At 70.9% G+C, this 16,111-nt stretch carries 11 protein-coding genes; 9 read left to right on the top strand and 2 right to left on the bottom strand.

Annotated features, from left to right (window positions below; genetic code table 11):
- Positions 1-2 precede the first annotated feature (2 nt).
- The 6 genes from glgX to AC1DO7_RS19335 all read left to right on the top strand — a co-directional run bounded on the left by glgX (position 3) and on the right by AC1DO7_RS19335 (position 9,881).
- A complete protein-coding gene (gene glgX / locus AC1DO7_RS19360) occupies positions 3-2,111 on the top strand; it encodes a glycogen debranching protein GlgX (protein ID WP_441643304.1) in 2,109 nt (702 codons plus the stop codon).
- Positions 2,112-2,149: 38 nt separating this feature from the next.
- Positions 2,150-4,039: a malto-oligosyltrehalose trehalohydrolase gene (gene treZ, locus AC1DO7_RS19355; protein WP_441615271.1), complete on the top strand. Its 1,890-nt coding sequence runs from the start codon at positions 2,150-2,152 to the stop codon at positions 4,037-4,039.
- Positions 4,040-4,050: 11 nt separating this feature from the next.
- On the top strand, positions 4,051-6,207 hold the full coding sequence (locus tag AC1DO7_RS19350; protein ID WP_477116453.1) for a 4-alpha-glucanotransferase: 2,157 nt from the start codon (positions 4,051-4,053) through the stop codon (positions 6,205-6,207).
- On the top strand, positions 6,208-8,565 hold the full coding sequence (gene treY / locus AC1DO7_RS19345; protein ID WP_477116452.1) for a malto-oligosyltrehalose synthase: 2,358 nt from the start codon (positions 6,208-6,210) through the stop codon (positions 8,563-8,565). It abuts the gene before it with no gap.
- A gap of 125 nt (positions 8,566-8,690) precedes the next feature.
- Positions 8,691-8,960: a hypothetical protein gene (locus AC1DO7_RS19340; protein ID WP_441615265.1), complete on the top strand. Its 270-nt coding sequence runs from the start codon at positions 8,691-8,693 to the stop codon at positions 8,958-8,960.
- Between the two features lie 450 nt (positions 8,961-9,410).
- A complete protein-coding gene (locus tag AC1DO7_RS19335) occupies positions 9,411-9,881 on the top strand; it encodes an ion channel (protein ID WP_441615263.1) in 471 nt (156 codons plus the stop codon).
- Positions 9,882-9,917: 36 nt separating this feature from the next.
- On the opposite strand, the gene cls is transcribed toward AC1DO7_RS19335, so the two are convergent.
- A complete protein-coding gene (cls, locus tag AC1DO7_RS19330; RefSeq protein ID WP_441615262.1) occupies positions 9,918-11,351 on the bottom strand; it encodes a cardiolipin synthase in 1,434 nt (477 codons plus the stop codon).
- Positions 11,352-11,487: 136 nt separating this feature from the next.
- On the opposite strand from cls, the gene AC1DO7_RS19325 reads away from it, so the two are divergent.
- The 3 genes from AC1DO7_RS19325 to AC1DO7_RS19315 all read left to right on the top strand — a co-directional run bounded on the left by AC1DO7_RS19325 (position 11,488) and on the right by AC1DO7_RS19315 (position 13,984).
- A complete protein-coding gene (locus tag AC1DO7_RS19325) occupies positions 11,488-12,513 on the top strand; it encodes an aldo/keto reductase (RefSeq protein ID WP_477116451.1) in 1,026 nt (341 codons plus the stop codon).
- A gap of 75 nt (positions 12,514-12,588) precedes the next feature.
- A complete protein-coding gene (locus AC1DO7_RS19320) occupies positions 12,589-12,741 on the top strand; it encodes a hypothetical protein (protein ID WP_441615258.1) in 153 nt (50 codons plus the stop codon).
- Between the two features lie 514 nt (positions 12,742-13,255).
- Complete coding sequence (locus AC1DO7_RS19315) at positions 13,256-13,984, top strand: response regulator transcription factor (RefSeq protein ID WP_441615256.1); 729 nt, start codon at positions 13,256-13,258, stop codon at positions 13,982-13,984.
- Here the strand turns inward: AC1DO7_RS19315 and AC1DO7_RS19310 are convergent.
- A complete protein-coding gene (locus AC1DO7_RS19310; RefSeq protein ID WP_441615254.1) occupies positions 13,956-15,845 on the bottom strand; it encodes an EAL domain-containing protein in 1,890 nt (629 codons plus the stop codon). The genes AC1DO7_RS19315 and AC1DO7_RS19310 overlap by 29 nt on opposite strands.
- Positions 15,846-16,111: the final 266 nt, after the last annotated feature.

The raw sequence follows: 16,111 nt of genomic DNA, 5'->3' as shown, positions 1-16,111 counted from the left end.
GCATGCTGCCAGGCAAGCCGTACCCGCTGGGCGCGCACTGGGACGGACTCGGCATCAACTTCGCCGTGTTCTCGGCCAATGCCGCCCGCATCGACCTGTGCCTGTTCTCGGACAACGGCCGCAAGGAACTGGCCCGGCACACGCTGCCGGAATGCACGGACGAGGTCTGGCACGGCTACCTGCCACACGCCGCGCTGGGCACGGTCTATGGCTACCGGGCCTTCGGCCCCTACGAACCGGCGCACGGGCACCGTTTCAACCCGCACAAGCTGCTGCTCGACCCCTACGCGCGGCAACTGAGCGGACCGGTGCGCTGGTCGGACGCGCTGTTTGGCTACCGCCTGCAAAGCGCGCGCGCGGACCTCACGCCCGATCGCCGCGATAGCGCGCCCACCATGCCCAAGGCCGTGGTGGTGGACGCCAGCTTCCACTGGGGCGACGACCGTTTCCCGGCGGTGCCGTGGGAGCAGACGGTAATCTACGAAGTGCATCCGCGCGGGCTGTCGATGCTGCGCCACGACCTGCTGCCGCATATCCGCGGCACCTTTGCCGGGCTGTGCGACCCGCGCTTTGTCGAGCACCTGAAAAAACTGGGCGTCACCACCGTGGAACTGCTGCCGGTGCATGCCTTCCTGCAGGATCGTTTCCTGCTCGAGCGTGGGCTGCGCAACTACTGGGGCTACAACACGATGGCGTACTTCGCCCCGGAGCCGGCCTATCTCGGCAACGGCCAGCTCAACGAGCTGAAGGTGGCGGTGCGGCGCCTGCACGCGGCGGGCCTGGAGGTCATCCTCGACGTGGTCTACAACCACACCTGCGAAGGCAACGAGCTGGGCCCCACCGTCTCGTGGCGCGGCCTGGACAATGCCAGCTACTACCGCCTCATGCCCGGCGACGAGCGCCACTACATCAACGACACCGGCTGCGGCAACACGCTCAACCTGTCGCACCCGCGCGTGCTGCAGATGGTGATGGATTCGCTGCGCTACTGGGTGGAGTGCTTCCACGTGGACGGCTTCCGCTTCGACCTGGGCAGCACGCTGGGCCGCGAAGGCACCGGCTTCGACCCCGGCGCGGGCTTCTTCGACGCCATCCTGCAGGACCCGGTGCTGTCGCGCGTCAAGCTGATCTCCGAGCCCTGGGATCTCGGCCCCGGCGGCTATCAGGTCGGCAACCACCCGCCCGGCTTTGCCGAGTGGAACGACAAGTTCCGCGACACCGTGCGCCGTTTCTGGCGCGGCGACGCCGGCCAGCGCGGCGACCTGGCGGCGCGGCTGGCCGGATCGGCCGACATCTTCGACCGCCGCCACCGCAAGCCCTGGGCCTCGGTCAACTTCATCACCGCGCACGACGGTTTCACGCTGGCCGACCTGGTCAGCTACAGCGCCAAGCACAACGAAGCCAACGGCGAGGACAACCGCGACGGCACCGACGACAACGCCAGCGCCAACTGGAGCCCGGACGGCAGCGCCGAAGGGCCCACCGGGGATCCCGCCATCCAGGAAACGCGCGGGCGCGTGGCGCGCGCGCTCATGTCCACGCTGCTGCTCTCGCACGGCACGCCGATGCTGACCGCCGGCGACGAATGGTGCCGCAGCCAGCACGGCAACAACAACGCGTACTGCCAGGACGGCGAACTGTCCTGGCTCGACTGGGAGGGCGCCGACGCCCCGGCCGGGCGCGCCATGACTGCCTTCGTCAGCCGCCTGCTGGCGGCGCGCCGGCGCTTGCATGCCTTTGCCGAGACCGGCTTCGCCCATGGTCGCCGGGAAATCGAACCCGGCCTGGCCGATATCGCCTGGTTCGACACCGACGGCGAGCCGCTCACCCCGGAGCAATGGTCCGGCAGCGAGGGCCGCACACTGGCGCTGCGGCGCGCCGCCACCGCGCCGGGCGGCCAGGTCCAGGTGACCTTGCTGCTGTTCAATGCCGGCGGCGAGGACGCCGATTTCCACATGCCAGAACCGCGCCAGGACTGGCGCCTGCTGCTCGACAGCAGCCGCCCGGAATCGCCCGAGGCATCCGCCGGCACGCCCGTGCGCGTGCCCGCTCATGCGGTGGTACTGCTGCTGGCGGTGCCGGCCGACGAAGCGGATTCGCAATGGAGCTAGCGACCCGCGCATCAACGGCCGGAGAAGGAGGCCGCATCATGAACGCTGTGCCATCGGTGGCGACACCCGCGCCGCTGCAATCTTTCGGGCCCCATCGTCTCGCGGACGGGCGCATGTGCTTCCGGCTGTGGGCGCCGGACGCCACTGCCGCCGGGCAGCCGATCCGCCTGGAGATCGCCGGCATGGGGCCGGTACCGATGTGCGCGGCGCCCGGGCCGGACGGGGACGAAGGCTGGCTGGAGGCCATCGCCCCCTGCTGTCCCGACGCCCGCTACTGGTTCCGGCTGGACGACGGCAGCACCGTGCCGGACCCCGCCAGCCGCGCGCAGGCCACCGATATCGGCGGCGCCAGCCTGGTATGCGATCCGGCCGCCCATGCGTGGTGCCACCCCTTCTGGCGCGGCCGCCCCTGGCAAGAGGCCGTGATCTATGAAATGCATGTCGGCTTGTGCGGCGGCTACGCCGGCGCGGCCCGCCAGCTGCCGCGCCTGGCCGCGCTCGGCTTCACGGCGGTGGAGCTGATGCCGCTGGCCGAGTTTCCCGGCGGGCGCAACTGGGGCTATGACGGCGTGCTRCCGTTCGCGCCCGAATGCAGCTATGGCACGCCCGCGGCATTGCGCGCGCTGGTGGACTGCGCACACGGCCTGGGCATGGCCGTGCTGCTCGACGTGGTCTACAACCACTTCGGCCCGGAGGGAAATTGCCTGCACCAGTACGCCAGCGCATTCTTTCGCGACGACATGCGCACGCCGTGGGGCCCGGCCATCGATTTCCGCCGCCCCGAGGTGCGCCGCTTCTTTACCGAGAACGCCCTGTACTGGCTGGAGGACTTCCGCTTCGACGGCCTGCGCCTGGACGCCGTGCACGCCATCGTCGACGAAGGCTGGCTGCGCGAACTGGCCGGCGAGATCCGCGCGCGCCATCCCGACCGGCATATCCACCTGGTGCTGGAGAACGACCACAACGACGCCGGCCTGCTCGCCGCCGGCTACGACGCGCAATGGAACGACGACGGCCACCACGCGCTGCACGTATTGCTGACCGGCGAGCGCGACGGCTATTACGGCGACTACGCCATGCCTGCCTGCGAGGGCCCCGTGCAGGGCGAGGGCACGCCGCACGCGGCGGCGCTGGGACACCTCGCGCGCGTGCTGGCCGAAGGCTTCTCCTACCAGGGCGAGGCCTCGCCCACGCGCAGCCAGCCGGCCAAGCCCGTGCACCGGGGCCAGCCCAGCGCCGCGCTGCCCCCCACCGCCTTCGTGCTGTTCCTGCAGAACCACGACCAGACCGGCAACCGGGCCATGGGCGAGCGCCTGGCCACGCTGGCCGGCGCCGACGCCCTGCGCGCGGCGGTGCTGCTGCAGTTGCTGTGCCCGCAGGTGCCGCTGGTCTTCATGGGCGAGGAATTTGGCGCCACCACGCCCTTCCTGTACTTCACCAGCCATCCGCCTGCGCTGGCCGAGGCGGTTCGCGAGGGCCGCCGGCGCGAGTTCGGCGCCGTGGCTGCATTCTCCGACCCGGCCCGCGCGGCGCGCATACCGGATCCGAACGACCCGGCCACCTTCGAGGCCTCGCGCCCGCGCCTCGAAGGCGACAACGCCTGGAGCCACTATTACGGCGCCCTGCTAGCCACGCGCCACCGTGAACTGGCGCCGCGCCTGGCAGGCTGCATGAGCGCGGGCGTGCGCATCCTCGGCGAACGCGCGCTGGCGGCAAGCTGGCGGCTCGGCGACGGCGCCCTGCTCACTGTCTGGATCAATCTCGGCGATGCGCCGGTGCCGGCCGTGCTACCCGGCCTGCCGCCCGCGATCCCCGCGCGGCTGCTGGCGCAGAGCCGCCAGGACGCCTTGCAGGCGCTGGCCGCTGGTACGTTGCCGCCGGCCTGTGCCATCGCCTGCCTGGGCGGCGGCAGGCACCAACCCGCCTAGCGCAGCCCGCCATGGACACGGATCCCCTTGACGGGCAACCCCTGCGCGCCGCCGGTCCGCGCGATCCGGCACTGCAGCCGCTGCACGCACTGGCCGGGCGTGCCGGCCTGATGGTGCACTGGGAAGACGCCCAGGGCCGCGCGCGCGAGGTCGAGCCCGATGTGCTGCGCGCCATCCTGGCCGCCCTGGGGCTGGCCAGCGCCACCGCCGGGCAATGCGAGGCATCGCGGGCGCAACTGGCGGCCGAAGACGCGGCCCGGGCTTTGCCCCCGCTGCTCACCGCCAACCAGGGCCACCCCGTGGCGATACCGCTGGCGCATACGATTTCGCGGCTTCCCTACCGGCTCGAACTGGAGGACGGCACCGTGGTGAACGGCACCGCGCGCCCTCATGCCGATGGCGGCATGCACGTAGCGGCCATCGCTGCCATCGGCTATCACCGACTGCTGGTCGGCGATGCCGAGCTTACGCTGGCGGTGGCGCCGGCCCGCTGCTTCGGTGTCGCCGATGCCTTGCGCGCGGGCGCTGGCGCCAGCGCGGCCAGCCACAGGCGGCCCTGGGGCCTGTCTGTGCAGTTGTACTCGCTGCGGCACGGCGCGCCAGCCGGCCTTGGCGACCTGACCACGCTGGCCGCGTGCTGCGAGGCCGCCGCTGGCGCGGGGGCGGACGCCGTCGCCATCAATCCGCTGCACGCGGGCTTTGCCGCCCTGCCGGAGCGCTACAGCCCGTATTCGCCTTCGAGCCGGCTGTTCCTTAACCCGCTCTACGCGGATCCCGCTGCCGTCTTTGGCCAGGGCGCCGTGGACCGGGCCGTCGCCGCGCTTGCGCTGGGCCGCATCATGCCGGCGCTGGAAGCCCGCGCCGAAATCGACTGGCCGGCGCTGGCGCGCGCGCGCAATGCCGTCATGCAGTGGCTGTGGCAGCATCGCGCCACGTTGCTGCCGGCGCGCGCGCTTCAGGCATTCACGGCATTCCGCCTGCGCCAGGGCGCCGCGCTGGAGGCGCACGCGCGCTTCGAGGCGCTGCAGGCGCAGCGCGTGGCCACGGCCGGCAGCCCCGCCGAAGCCGCCGCCGCGGCCGACTGGCGGCAATGGCCAGTCACCGAGCGCGCGCCGGCATCGGTCGCGCTCGAAGCCTTCGCCAGCGCGCACGCGGATGCGGTGGGCTACCACGCTTTCGCACAGTGGCTGGCGGCCGACGGCCTGGCCGCATCCCAGCGCCGCGCGCGCGCCGCCGGCATGGCGATCGGCGTGGTGGCGGACCTGGCGGTCGGCACCGATGGCGGCGGCAGCCACGCCTGGACCCGCCAGGGCGAGATCCTGGCGGGCGTCTGCGCGGGGGCGCCACCGGATCTGTACAACCCGCTGGGCCAGGGCTGGGGAATCTCCGTATTCTCGCCGCGCGCGCTCCGGCACGGCTTTGGCGCGTTCATCGAGATGCTGCGCGCCAACCTCGGCCCGGTCGGCGGCCTGCGCATCGACCACGCGCTGGGGCTGGCGCGCATGTGGCTGGTGCCGGACGGCGCGCCGCCCGCCGCCGGCGCCTACATGCTGGGCATCGACGTGCTGTGGTTCGAGCGCGCCGGCCCCGAGGCATCGGCCCACGCGCCGGCGCGGCTGCCCGTGGAAACGCCCGCCGCAGGCGCCCCTGCCGTGCCGGATTTCCTGCCGCCCGAACGCTGGCCTGCCGAAGCGGTGGCGACCACCACCACCCACGACCTGCCCACCGTGGCCGGCTGGTGGTCGGGGCGGGACATCACGTGGCGCGCCCGGCTGGGCCAGCTCGGTGCCGGCGAGACCGAGGCCAGCGCGCTGGCCGCCCGCGCCCGCGACCGCACCGCGCTGTGGCGGGCGCTGGCGCAAGCGGGGCTGGTGCTCGGGCCCGAAGCCGCGCCGGGCGACGCCCCGCTCGACGCCGTGCTGGCGTGGCTCGGACGCGCCGCCACGCCGCTGCGGCTGGTGCCGGTGGAAGACCTGCTGGGCGCGCGCGAGCAGCCCAACCTGCCCGGCACCATCGCCGGCCATCCCAACTGGCAGCGGCGGCTGGACGCCGACGTACGCACGCTGTTCGATGCCTGGCCGGTACGCCAGCGCGTTGCCGCGCTACGTGGCCCGGGCGGCGACGCCGGGCCTTCCCGCCAGCCGCCGCCCCGCAAGGAGAAACGCTGAATGCCCCAACCCTGCCTGCCGCCACGCGCCACGGCGCGCCTGCAGCTGCATGCCGGCTTCACCTTCGAGCATGCCGCGCAGCAGGCCGGCTACTACGCAGCGCTTGGCGTCAGCCACCTTTACCTGTCGCCTGTGTTCGCCGCGCGGCCCGGCTCCACGCACGGCTACGACGTAACCGATTTCCGCGTGATCAACCCCGAGCTGGGGGGYGAGGATGGCTTCTACCGCYTCGCCGAGTGCGCGCGCGAACATGGCCTGGGGCTGGTGCTCGACATCGTGCCCAACCATATGGCGGCCAGCCCCGCGCACAACCCGTGGTGGCGCGACGTGCTGGCGCGCGGCGCGCAGAGCGCGTACGCCCATCATTTCGACATCGACTGGCATTCGCCCGACCCCGACCTGCATGGCCGCGTGCTGTTGCCGGTGCTGGGCAAACCGTACTGGGATGCGCTGTGCGCCGCGGAGCTGACGGTGCGCTTCGACCAGCAAGCCGGCCAGCCGCTGCTGTGCTACGGAGGCCAGACGCTGCCGCTGGCGGAGGACACCTTCGAGCCGGACACGGCCGCGGCGCTGCCTGCCCTGCTCGATGCGCACCAGCCCGAGGGCCGCGCGCGCCTGCACGAGTTGCTGGAGCAGCAGCACTATCGGCTGGCCTGGTGGGCCACCGCCGCCGACGAGCTGAACTGGCGGCGTTTCTTCGAGGTGAGCGACCTGGTCGGCATGCGGGTGGAACAGCCGGCGGTGTTCGACGCTGTCCATGCCCTGGTATTCGCGCTGTTCCGCGACGGCTGGATCGACGGTGTGCGGGTGGACCACGTGGACGGGCTGGCCGACCCGGCCGCCTATTGCCAGCGCCTGCGCGCCCGGCTCACCGCGCTCGCGCCCGAGCGGCCGCCGGGGCGCGCCGTGCAATGCCCCTGGCTTGTGGTCGAGAAAATCCTCGCGCCCGGCGAAGCGTTGCGCGCCGACTGGCTGGTGGACGGCACTACCGGCTATGACTTCATGGACGCCGTGTCCGCACTGCTGCACGACGGCGACGGCGCCGCCGGGCTCGATGCGCTGTGGCAACGGATGAGCGGCGAGACGCGCAGCGTCGAAGCACAGGTGCAGGCGGCCCGCGCCCATTTGCTGTCGCATCACCTGGTCACCGAATTCGAGGGCGCGAGCCGCCGCCTGCATGCCTGCGCGCGCAGCGAGCCGGCTACGCGCGATCTCACGCTGGCCAGCCTGCGCCGCGCGCTGGCCGCCCTGCTGGTGCCGCTGCCGGTCTATCGCACCTACTTCAGCCTCACGCCCGAGGATTTCCACGCGCGCATGGCGCAGCGGGCGCAGGCCTGGCCACAGGCCATGCTGGCCACCGCCACGCACGACCACAAGCGTGGCGAGGATGCACGCATGCGCCTGGCGGTGCTGAGCGAGTTGCCCGGTGAATGGGCCCGGGAGGTGCGCGACTGGGAGCAGCAATGCCAGCCACTGCTGGCACGCCTGCCGTGCGCGCCCGACGCGGCGGACCGCCTGATGCTGTACCAGACGCTGGTCGGCGCATGGCCGGCGGCGCTCGATCCCCGCGACACCGACGGCGTGGCGGCACTGCTCGCGCGGGTGCGCGAGTGGCAGCGCAAGTCGATCCGCGAAGCCAAGCGGCACGGCACCTGGACCAGCCCGGACAGCGCCTATGAGCAGGGCAGCGCGGATTTCCTCGCGACGCTGGCGCACGACCGGGACGGTGGGCGCGGCAGCGTGCTGGCGCGGATCGCCGCCTTCGCCCGGCGCATCGCCGTGCCGGGCGCCGTCAACAGCCTGAGCCAGACGCTGCTGCAGCTTACCGCGCCGGGCGTGCCCGACCGCTACCAGGGCACCGAAGACTGGGACCTCAGCCTGGTCGATCCCGACAACCGCCGCCCGGTGGATTTCGACAAGCTGCGCGCCGGCCTGGGCGATGCCGCGGGCTGGCCCGCCTGGCTGGCCAGCTGGCAGGACGGCCGCCTCAAGCTGCAACTGATCCGCAGCGTGCTGGCGGCGCGCCGCGCGCATGCCGCGCTGTTCGCCGCGGGCGACTATCGCCCGGCCGCGCTCGGCGGCGCGCTGGCGGCGCACGCCGTGGCGTTCGCGCGCCGCCATGGGCAGGTGCAGGCACTCGTGGTGGCCACCCGGCTGGCCGCGCACCTGAGCGATCCCGGACAGCCCCGGGTCGCGCGCGAGCATTGGCGCGACACCGCGCTGCAGGCCGGGCATGGGCAGGACAGCCAGTGGGTGGACGTACTGACCAGCCGGCCCCTGCTCGCTCGCGCGGGTCGCCTGCCGCTGGCGGAAGTCCTGGAGATGCTGCCGGTGGCATTGCTGCTGCGCACTCCGTGACAACGTTTGCAGCACATCCGAAAAACTATTCCCCTCTCAAGTGGGGAAGCCGTGAAGCGCCGAACTGCGCAGACTGGTTACCCAATGTCGTCAAGCCAATGCGCCCCGGCGCGCAGGACCCGGCCATGACCCATAGACAGAATGTTTGCCCACTTTGCGGCACCCAGGCCGAAACCCGCACCCGCCGCGGCAGTTACGGACAATGGGTGTTGTATGGCTGCGGCAATCCCCAATGCGGGCCCACCGAGATCAGCACCGGCGCGCGCCGCAACCTGCGCGAGCCCGGCCGCCAGGCCGAGCTGCGGGCCCTGGCCCGCACCAGCCGCGAGCACGGCAAGGTACCGCGCTTGTGCTACGACGGCCCGCGCGGCGAGATCTACGTCGAATTCGACTAGTCAGCGGGGACCGGCAGCCCGCTGCGCGTCCGCCCTGCATAGCGTCTCGAACTGGCCGTCGAACGGCGCGCTGGCGCTGCCCAAGGCCTTCGTCGCCTGGGCCGCTCACCTCACATTGAACGGCAGGCCTTGCCAGCTCCACGGCGGTTCGCATCCGCGCTTCGACGCGCACGGCCGTGTCACCTGCCACCGACTACCGTGATGCGGCGGAAGCACCGTCGCAGCAGTTGCCGGTGCCCGGCCCGCCGGTGGCATGGTCGCGCCGCCGCTTCGCCACGCCGGCGTCATGGCCGCCGCTGCCGCGCCGCGCAACGGGGCGCGCTGGCATTCCTCGTGATCCGCCGTTACATTCCATGCAGTTTGTGACCGCGCTGGTACGCGGCGGACGGAACATCCCGGCGTCGGCCGCGGTCCACTATGCGTACCGCACGGCAACACAAGGACTGCCCAATGCAATTGACCACCGACGATCTTCTGGCACTGTTCTGCGCCAGCGTGCTCACCGTGACGGTGGTTGCGATCCACTACGAGGTGTTGCGGCTGCTGTCGGAAATGAGCCCGCGCCGCTGGGCCGGGCGCGTCAATGTGGGCGTGCTGATCGTCTTCATCATCCTCGCCCATTGCCTGGAAGCCATCGTGTTCGCCGGGGGCTACTGGGCCGCCGGCCACTGGCTGGGCCTCGGCGGCCTGGCCGGGCCGCAGGAGATCCAGCCCATCACCTACGTCTATTTCTCGCTCGAGACCTATACCACGCAGAGCCTGGGCGACATCTCCCCGGTTGGCGCGACGCGGCTGATCGCCAGTATCGAGCCGCTGGTCGGCCTGATCCTGATCGGCTGGTCCACTTCATTCACCTACATCATCATGCGCCGCGACTGGCCCACAGGCAGGTCCAGGCACGCATCCCAGGACGAGATCTAGCCCGCGGCCGGCACGCCGCGGCGCACGGAGCCGGCGCTACAGGATCGGCGCGAACAGGGTCGCCACGTGCATCGCCACGCGCCGCAGGTGGGTCCCGCCCATGTACTCCTCGCGCCCGATGCGGCGCGCCTGTGCGAAATCCTCCTCCAGCATGGCCGCCACGCTGGCGGCAAAGCCGCGGTGCGCGGTCATGACCATGATCTCGAAGTTCAGGCGGAACGAGCGGTTGTCCAGGTTGGCGCTGCCCACCGCCGCGGCCTCGTCGTCGATCAGGATCACCTTCTGGTGCAGGAAACCCGGCTGGTAGCGGTAGATCTTCACGCCTGCGCAGATGGCCTGGTAGGCGTACAGCGTGGAGGCCGCGAACACCACCAGGTGATCCGGGCGCGCCGGCAGCAGGATACGCACATCCACGCCGCGCAGCACCGCCAGCCTGAGCACGGCGAACACGGCTTCGTCCGGGACGAAGTACGGACTGGTGATCCACACGCGCCAGCGCGCCGACTGGATCGCCTCGACGAAGAACAGCGAGCAGGTCTCCTGCGCGTCGGCCGGGCCGGAAGGCACCACCTGGCAGGTCATGGTGCCGGCCGGCGCGGCCGGCGGCGGCAGCAGCACCGGCACCTCGCGCGCGGCCCAGTACCAGTCCTCGGCGAAGACCATCTGCAAATCGAGCACCGCGCTGCCGCGGATCTCGATATGCGTGTCGCGCCAGGGCGCCAGCGGCGGCTTCAGGCCCAGGTATTCGTTGCCGACATTGTGGCCGCCCGTAAACGCGCAGGCGCCGTCCACGATCACCAGCTTGCGGTGATTGCGGAAATTGAGCTGGAAGCGGTTGACGAAGCCGCGCCGCGTGGCAAACGCGCGCGCCTCCACGCCCGCCGCCAGCAATCGCTTCACGTAGTCGCCGGGCAGCGCGTGCGAGCCGATGCTGTCGTAGAGGAAATACACCTTCACGCCGGCGCCCGCGCGTTCGCACAGCAGGTCCTGCAGGCGCTGGCCCAGCGCATCGTCATGGACGATGAAGAACTGCACGATCACCACCTGCCTGGCGGCAGCGATGGCGGCCAGGATGGCAGCGAAGGTGGCGTCCCCGTTGACCAGCAGGCGCACGGCGTTGTTGGCCAGGCAAGGCATGCCGGTGAGCCGCGGCAAGGCCCGCAGGCAGGCCTGCTCGGGCGCGTGCACCACGCTGGCATCGCGCGCGGCGCGCTCGCCGGCGTCCATGTCGAACGTGACCTCGCGCAGGCGATCGTTGTTGAAACGGCGCGCGTTGACGTAGCCGGCGAAATTGCTGCTGCCCAGGATCAGGTAGGGCACCAGCGCGAAATACGGCATCATCACCAGCGACCCTGCCCACGCGATGGCGCCCGGTGCCGTGCGCACGGTCATCACCGCGTGCAGGGCGGCGAGGATGCCGAGTGCATGGAAGACCAGCACGATCGCAGCGATCAGGGAAGGGCTGAGCATGACCGTCAGGGGTCGCCATGCGGCGACGGATCACAATGCCTGCCATTCTGGCATAGGCGCGGCAGGATTTCGCGGCAGGCGTTAAGCTGTAGCGTTTTTCGCCTCGCCGCACCCCGTATCGTCAAGGAAGACCGCAATGTCAGAGTTCAAGATGGAGTACCGGCGCCTGGGCGCCAGCAACCTGAAAGTATCCGCCCTGTGCCTGGGCACCATGATGTTCGCCGACCAGACGGATGAAGCCGAAGCCGGCCGCATCGTCGACAGCGCGCGCGCCCACGGCGTGAATTTCATCGATACGGCGGATGTCTACAGCAAGGGCGGCTCCGAACGCATGGTCGGCAAGCTGCTGGCCGGCGACCGCCATGACTGGGTACTGGCCAGCAAGCTCGGCAACCCGATGCACGCCGCGCCCAACCGCTCGCACTACTCGCGCACGTGGATCCTGCGCGAGGCCGAAGAAAGCCTGGGCCGCCTGGCTACCGACTACCTCGACATCCTCTACCTGCACCGCGACTTCCCCRGCGAGAACCTGGAAGAGCCGGTGCGCGCGATGGGCGATCTGGTGCGCGCGGGCAAGATCCGCTACTGGGCCGTCTCCAACTTCCGCGGCTGGCGCATCGCCGAGCTGGTGCGCCTGTGCGACCAACTGGGCGTGCCGCGTCCGGTGGCATGCCAGCCCTACTACAACCTGCTCAACCGCATGCCGGAAGTGGAAATCCTGCCCGCCTGCCAGCACTTCGGCCTGGGCGTGGTGCCCTACAGCCCGATCGCGCGCGGCGTGCTCACCGGCAAATACCAGCCCGGCCAGCAGCCGCCGCAGGATTCCCGCGCGGGCCGCGCCGACCGCCGCATGATGGAGACCGAGTTCCGAGAGGAATCGCTCGTCATCGCGCAGAAGCTCAAGCAGCATGCCGACGGGCGCGGCCTCCAGCTCGGGCAGTTCGCCACGGCATGGGTCCTGGCCAATCCCATTGTCAGCTCGGTGATTGCCGGGCCGCGCACACTGGCCCAGTTCGAGGACTACTTCGGCGCAGTGGGCGTCGCGGTCTCGGCCACGGAAGAGGCGATGGTCGACGACCTGGTACGGCCGGGGCATGCCTCCACGCATGRCTACAACGATCCCAACTATCCGTTGACGGGGCGGCCGATCTCGGCGTTCTGAGCGGGCCGCAGCCCGTTCCGGCAGCGGCTGGGCTTTGTCGAAGCCTGGCCGCAACAGGCATTGCCCGCGGCGCCGATGCCGTTGACGCATGGCCGTGCGCTGCCCGGCAGCGGCGGCGAGGTCATCGTCGTGGACTTGCCCGGCCACGCCGCCGGCCATCCCGGCGCCTTCATCCAGGGCAAGCGGCGCCGCATCGTGCGGCTGCGCGAGACGGGCAGCCGCGCATGATCGCCGGCCCCCATGCCAGCGGCTCGCCAGCTTCAGGCCGGACGGCATCGCCGTGATGGCTCCGGATTGCTGCTGCGCATGCCGGGGCGCCGACGCTGGTCTGCGCCGCCACCGGCCGCCGCGCCGATTGCTCAAAATTTAGGCAGTCCGATACAAATCCGCCGCTATTGGCACAGCGCCAAGGGCCGCCCCCTTTTATCCACATATTCTGTGGATAACATAAAGCGGCAGATTCGGACAAATCATGTAAATGCGGCGCAGCAATCCCATGCGGGCCTCGGCGAGATCGGGCGCCGCCCCGGATGCGTCGCCGCCTGCCTTGGGAATACTCCGCTCGCGCTTGCGGATTGCTCTGAACGTTATCGGCCTCGCCCCGGACTATGCTGCCCGCATGCCTTGCGGGGAAGGCCCGAGCCCGTCCCGGCCCAGTGCATGGCTGCCCGTCTGGCCGGGCGGCGGATGCGCGCCAGCCCCCTCTTTGCCCGAACGCCAGTTGCCAGTTGGACCCATCCCAATGAAGATCGCACTGCTAGCGGACCGCTCGGTCCAGGCCGAGGCCCTCTCGGATTCCCTGTCCCGCGCCGGCATGTATTGCCATACCTATCACGCCAGCCGGGATCTGTTCCAGCGCATCGACCACTCCGGCTACGACGTCTTGCTGATCGACCACGAACTGGCCGACATGCCCGCGGTGCAGGCCGTGCGCGCGGTGCGCGCGGCGTGGCGGGGCGAGCTGCCGGTGATGGTGCTGTCCGACCGGCGCGACGAGGATTCGGTGGTCAACACCCTGCAGGCGGGCGCCGACGACTATATGATCCGTCCGCTGCGGGCGCGCGAGCTGGTGGCCCGGCTGCACGCGCTGCGACGCCGCACCGCCGCCCGCGACCCGGCGCCCGCCCCGGGCCCTGCCGTCGTGATCGGGCCCTACACGCTGGATTACCTGTCGCACCAGGTCACGTTCCGCGGCCGGCGGCTGCAGCTCACACCCAAGGAATTCGATCTCGCCGCCCTGCTGTTCTCCGGTGCGGGGCGCGTGATACCGCACGCACAGGTCGAGCACGCGATCTGGGGATACGGGCTGCCGGCCACGTCGCGGGCGCTGGCAAACCTGGTCTCGCGCCTGCGCCGCACGCTGGCGCTGCACCCCGGCAATGGCGTGGTGATCACGGTCGTCTATGGGCAGGGATACCGGCTGGAGGAAACGGCGGCCGGCGTCACCAGGCGCGCCCGCCACCGCGGCTAGCCAGGTAGGGGGCTGCCGCCTGCCCGGACGCCGGGGCGCCGAGACGCCCGTCGCGCGCCAGCTCGCGCAAGTCGATCACCACAAAGCCGCTGCTGGCTTTCTTGGCCGCGCGCTTGGCCGCGGCCGCGGCCGCGCCGATATGGCTGCTGTCCAGTCGCCACAAGCCAGGCATGCCCTGCGGGCCGGATGGCCCCCGCGGCCCCACGCGCACCGCGCCGGCGGCCATGGTCACGGTGGGAAAGAACGCACGCTGGCCCAGCCGGTCCTCGCCATGGATGCCGCCGGCCTCGCGATCGGCGTCGGAGTAGAGCTCGCGCGCGGCCAGGTCGAAGCGCGCGATCGCGGTGCGCGTGCGCGCTTCCCAGTCCGGGCTCTGGTACAGCACCAGGAAATCGTCGCCGCCCACATGGCCGAGGAAATCACGCACCGGGTCGCAGGCCTGCGCCAGGAAGGCGGCGGCGCCCTTGAGCATTTCGTCGCCCTTCCAGTAGCCGTACTGGTCGTTGTAGGGCTTGAAGTGGTTCAGGTCGATATAGCACGCGTGGAACTCCGCTCCGGCCTCGACCAGCCGGTCGATATGCCGGTTCAGCGGCATGTTGCCGGGCAGGAAGGTCAGCGGGTTGGCATAGCGCGCCGCCTCCATGCGGATCTCGGTGACCGCGCGGATCAGGTCTGCGCCGGTGCCCAGGCCGGCGTAGCGTCCCCGCTCGGTGATGATGAAGCCGTCGGCCAGCGCACGCTGGTCCTCGCCCGACAGGGCCTGCGCCATCTCGTCGATGCCGGCGCCCTTGTCGAAGCACAGCGGCGCGCGGTTGGCCAGGGCCAGGCAATCCTTCCTGCCGTAGAGCTCGCGGTGGAACGGCCCGGCAAAGCGGTCGATGAAGTAATGCCGGTTGACGATGGCGAGCGGCTTGTCGTCATCGCTGACCACGGCCGCCGCGTGCAGCTCCGGGTGCGCATGGAACAAGGCCAGCAGTTCGTTGTTGGTCGTGCCGGGACGCACCGCCGGGCCGGGCCGCATCAGCTTGCCTGCGGACATGCCCGGCCGCGCCGAGCGCACTGCCTGCGGGAACACCGCGATCTGCTTCGATACCAGCGCCAGGCGCGCTTGCGGCGCGACTTCGCGCACCGGCTGCGCCTGCGGGCGACCGAGATAGTAGCCCTGCCCGAAGGGCACGCCGAGGTCGCGCAGCACCGCCAGTTCGTCGGCGTCCTCGATCCCTTCGGCGATCGCGGCGCCGCCCAGCGCCTCCACCAGCGCCAGCACGGTGCGCACCACCTCGAGGCGGCGCGAGCAGGTGCCGATGTCCCGCACCAGCGACTTGTCCAGCTTGATGTAGTGCGGCGCGAGGTGGATCAGCCGATCCAGGTTGGCGTGGCCGGTACCGAAATCGTCCAGCGCGTATTGCATGCCCATTTCGTGCAGCACGGCCATGGACCGGCCGAAGCGCTCGGCATGCTCGATCTGGGCGTGCTCGGTCACCTCGATCACGACGCGCGCCGGGGCGATGTTGCCGGCCACCAGGGCGGCCATGGCGCGACCGCCGTCGGCCAGCAGGTAGCGCAGCGCCGTGGCGCTGAAGTTGAGGAACAGCTTGCCCTGCAGGTCAAGCGCGGCGCAGCCGGACAGCGCGGCACGCGCGGCCTGCAGCTCAAGCTCGACGGTATCGGCTTCGTTGCGGGCCAGCCGGAACAAAGCGTCGGGCATCGCCAGCGGCGTACCGGACGGCCCCCGCACCAAGGCCTCGTAGCCAAGTATCTCGCCGCTGCCGAACGTCACGATGGGCTGGAACACAGCATGCAGCGGCGGCAGGCGCAGCCGCGGCAGGGGCACGCCGGCCAGGGAGGAAGCGTTGGGCATGAACGGAATCGACAGACCTGTTGGGGTGGGCGGCGCGGCGCCTGAGGTGCGCAATGGGGGGAAAGCGCACAGGCCGGTGCGCGGCGAGGCCCCCGCAAGTGACGCGGGCCCTATTTCATGTCAACGATATGTCACCATTGTGACAATGGGGATTACCCTGTGGCTGTGTCGGGATGTCATGGTTCCGTCACATTGGTATCCGAGCATGCGCACACAACGAATCCGCCGCCAGCGGCCCCGGCCTGGCCGGGCTGGAAGGCGGTGCC

Source organism: Cupriavidus sp. 05N40 (assembly GCF_056397305.1).
The sequence above is the reverse complement of the archived record's forward strand: the minus strand, read 5'-3'. Positions and strand labels throughout refer to the sequence as shown.

Coding starts and splice junctions, on each gene's coding strand:
- AC1DO7_RS19320 (WP_441615258.1), top strand. CDS start 12,589: ATGCCGTTGACGCATGGCCGTGCGCTGCCCGGCAGCGGCGGCGAGGTC.
- AC1DO7_RS19315 (WP_441615256.1), top strand. CDS start 13,256: ATGAAGATCGCACTGCTAGCGGACCGCTCGGTCCAGGCCGAGGCCCTC.
- AC1DO7_RS19350 (WP_477116453.1), top strand. CDS start 4,051: ATGGACACGGATCCCCTTGACGGGCAACCCCTGCGCGCCGCCGGTCCG.
- glgX (WP_441643304.1), top strand. CDS start 3: ATGCTGCCAGGCAAGCCGTACCCGCTGGGCGCGCACTGGGACGGACTC.
- AC1DO7_RS19335 (WP_441615263.1), top strand. CDS start 9,411: ATGCAATTGACCACCGACGATCTTCTGGCACTGTTCTGCGCCAGCGTG.
- AC1DO7_RS19340 (WP_441615265.1), top strand. CDS start 8,691: ATGACCCATAGACAGAATGTTTGCCCACTTTGCGGCACCCAGGCCGAA.
- AC1DO7_RS19310 (WP_441615254.1), bottom strand. CDS start 15,845: ATGCCCAACGCTTCCTCCCTGGCCGGCGTGCCCCTGCCGCGGCTGCGC.
- cls (WP_441615262.1), bottom strand. CDS start 11,351: ATGCTCAGCCCTTCCCTGATCGCTGCGATCGTGCTGGTCTTCCATGCA.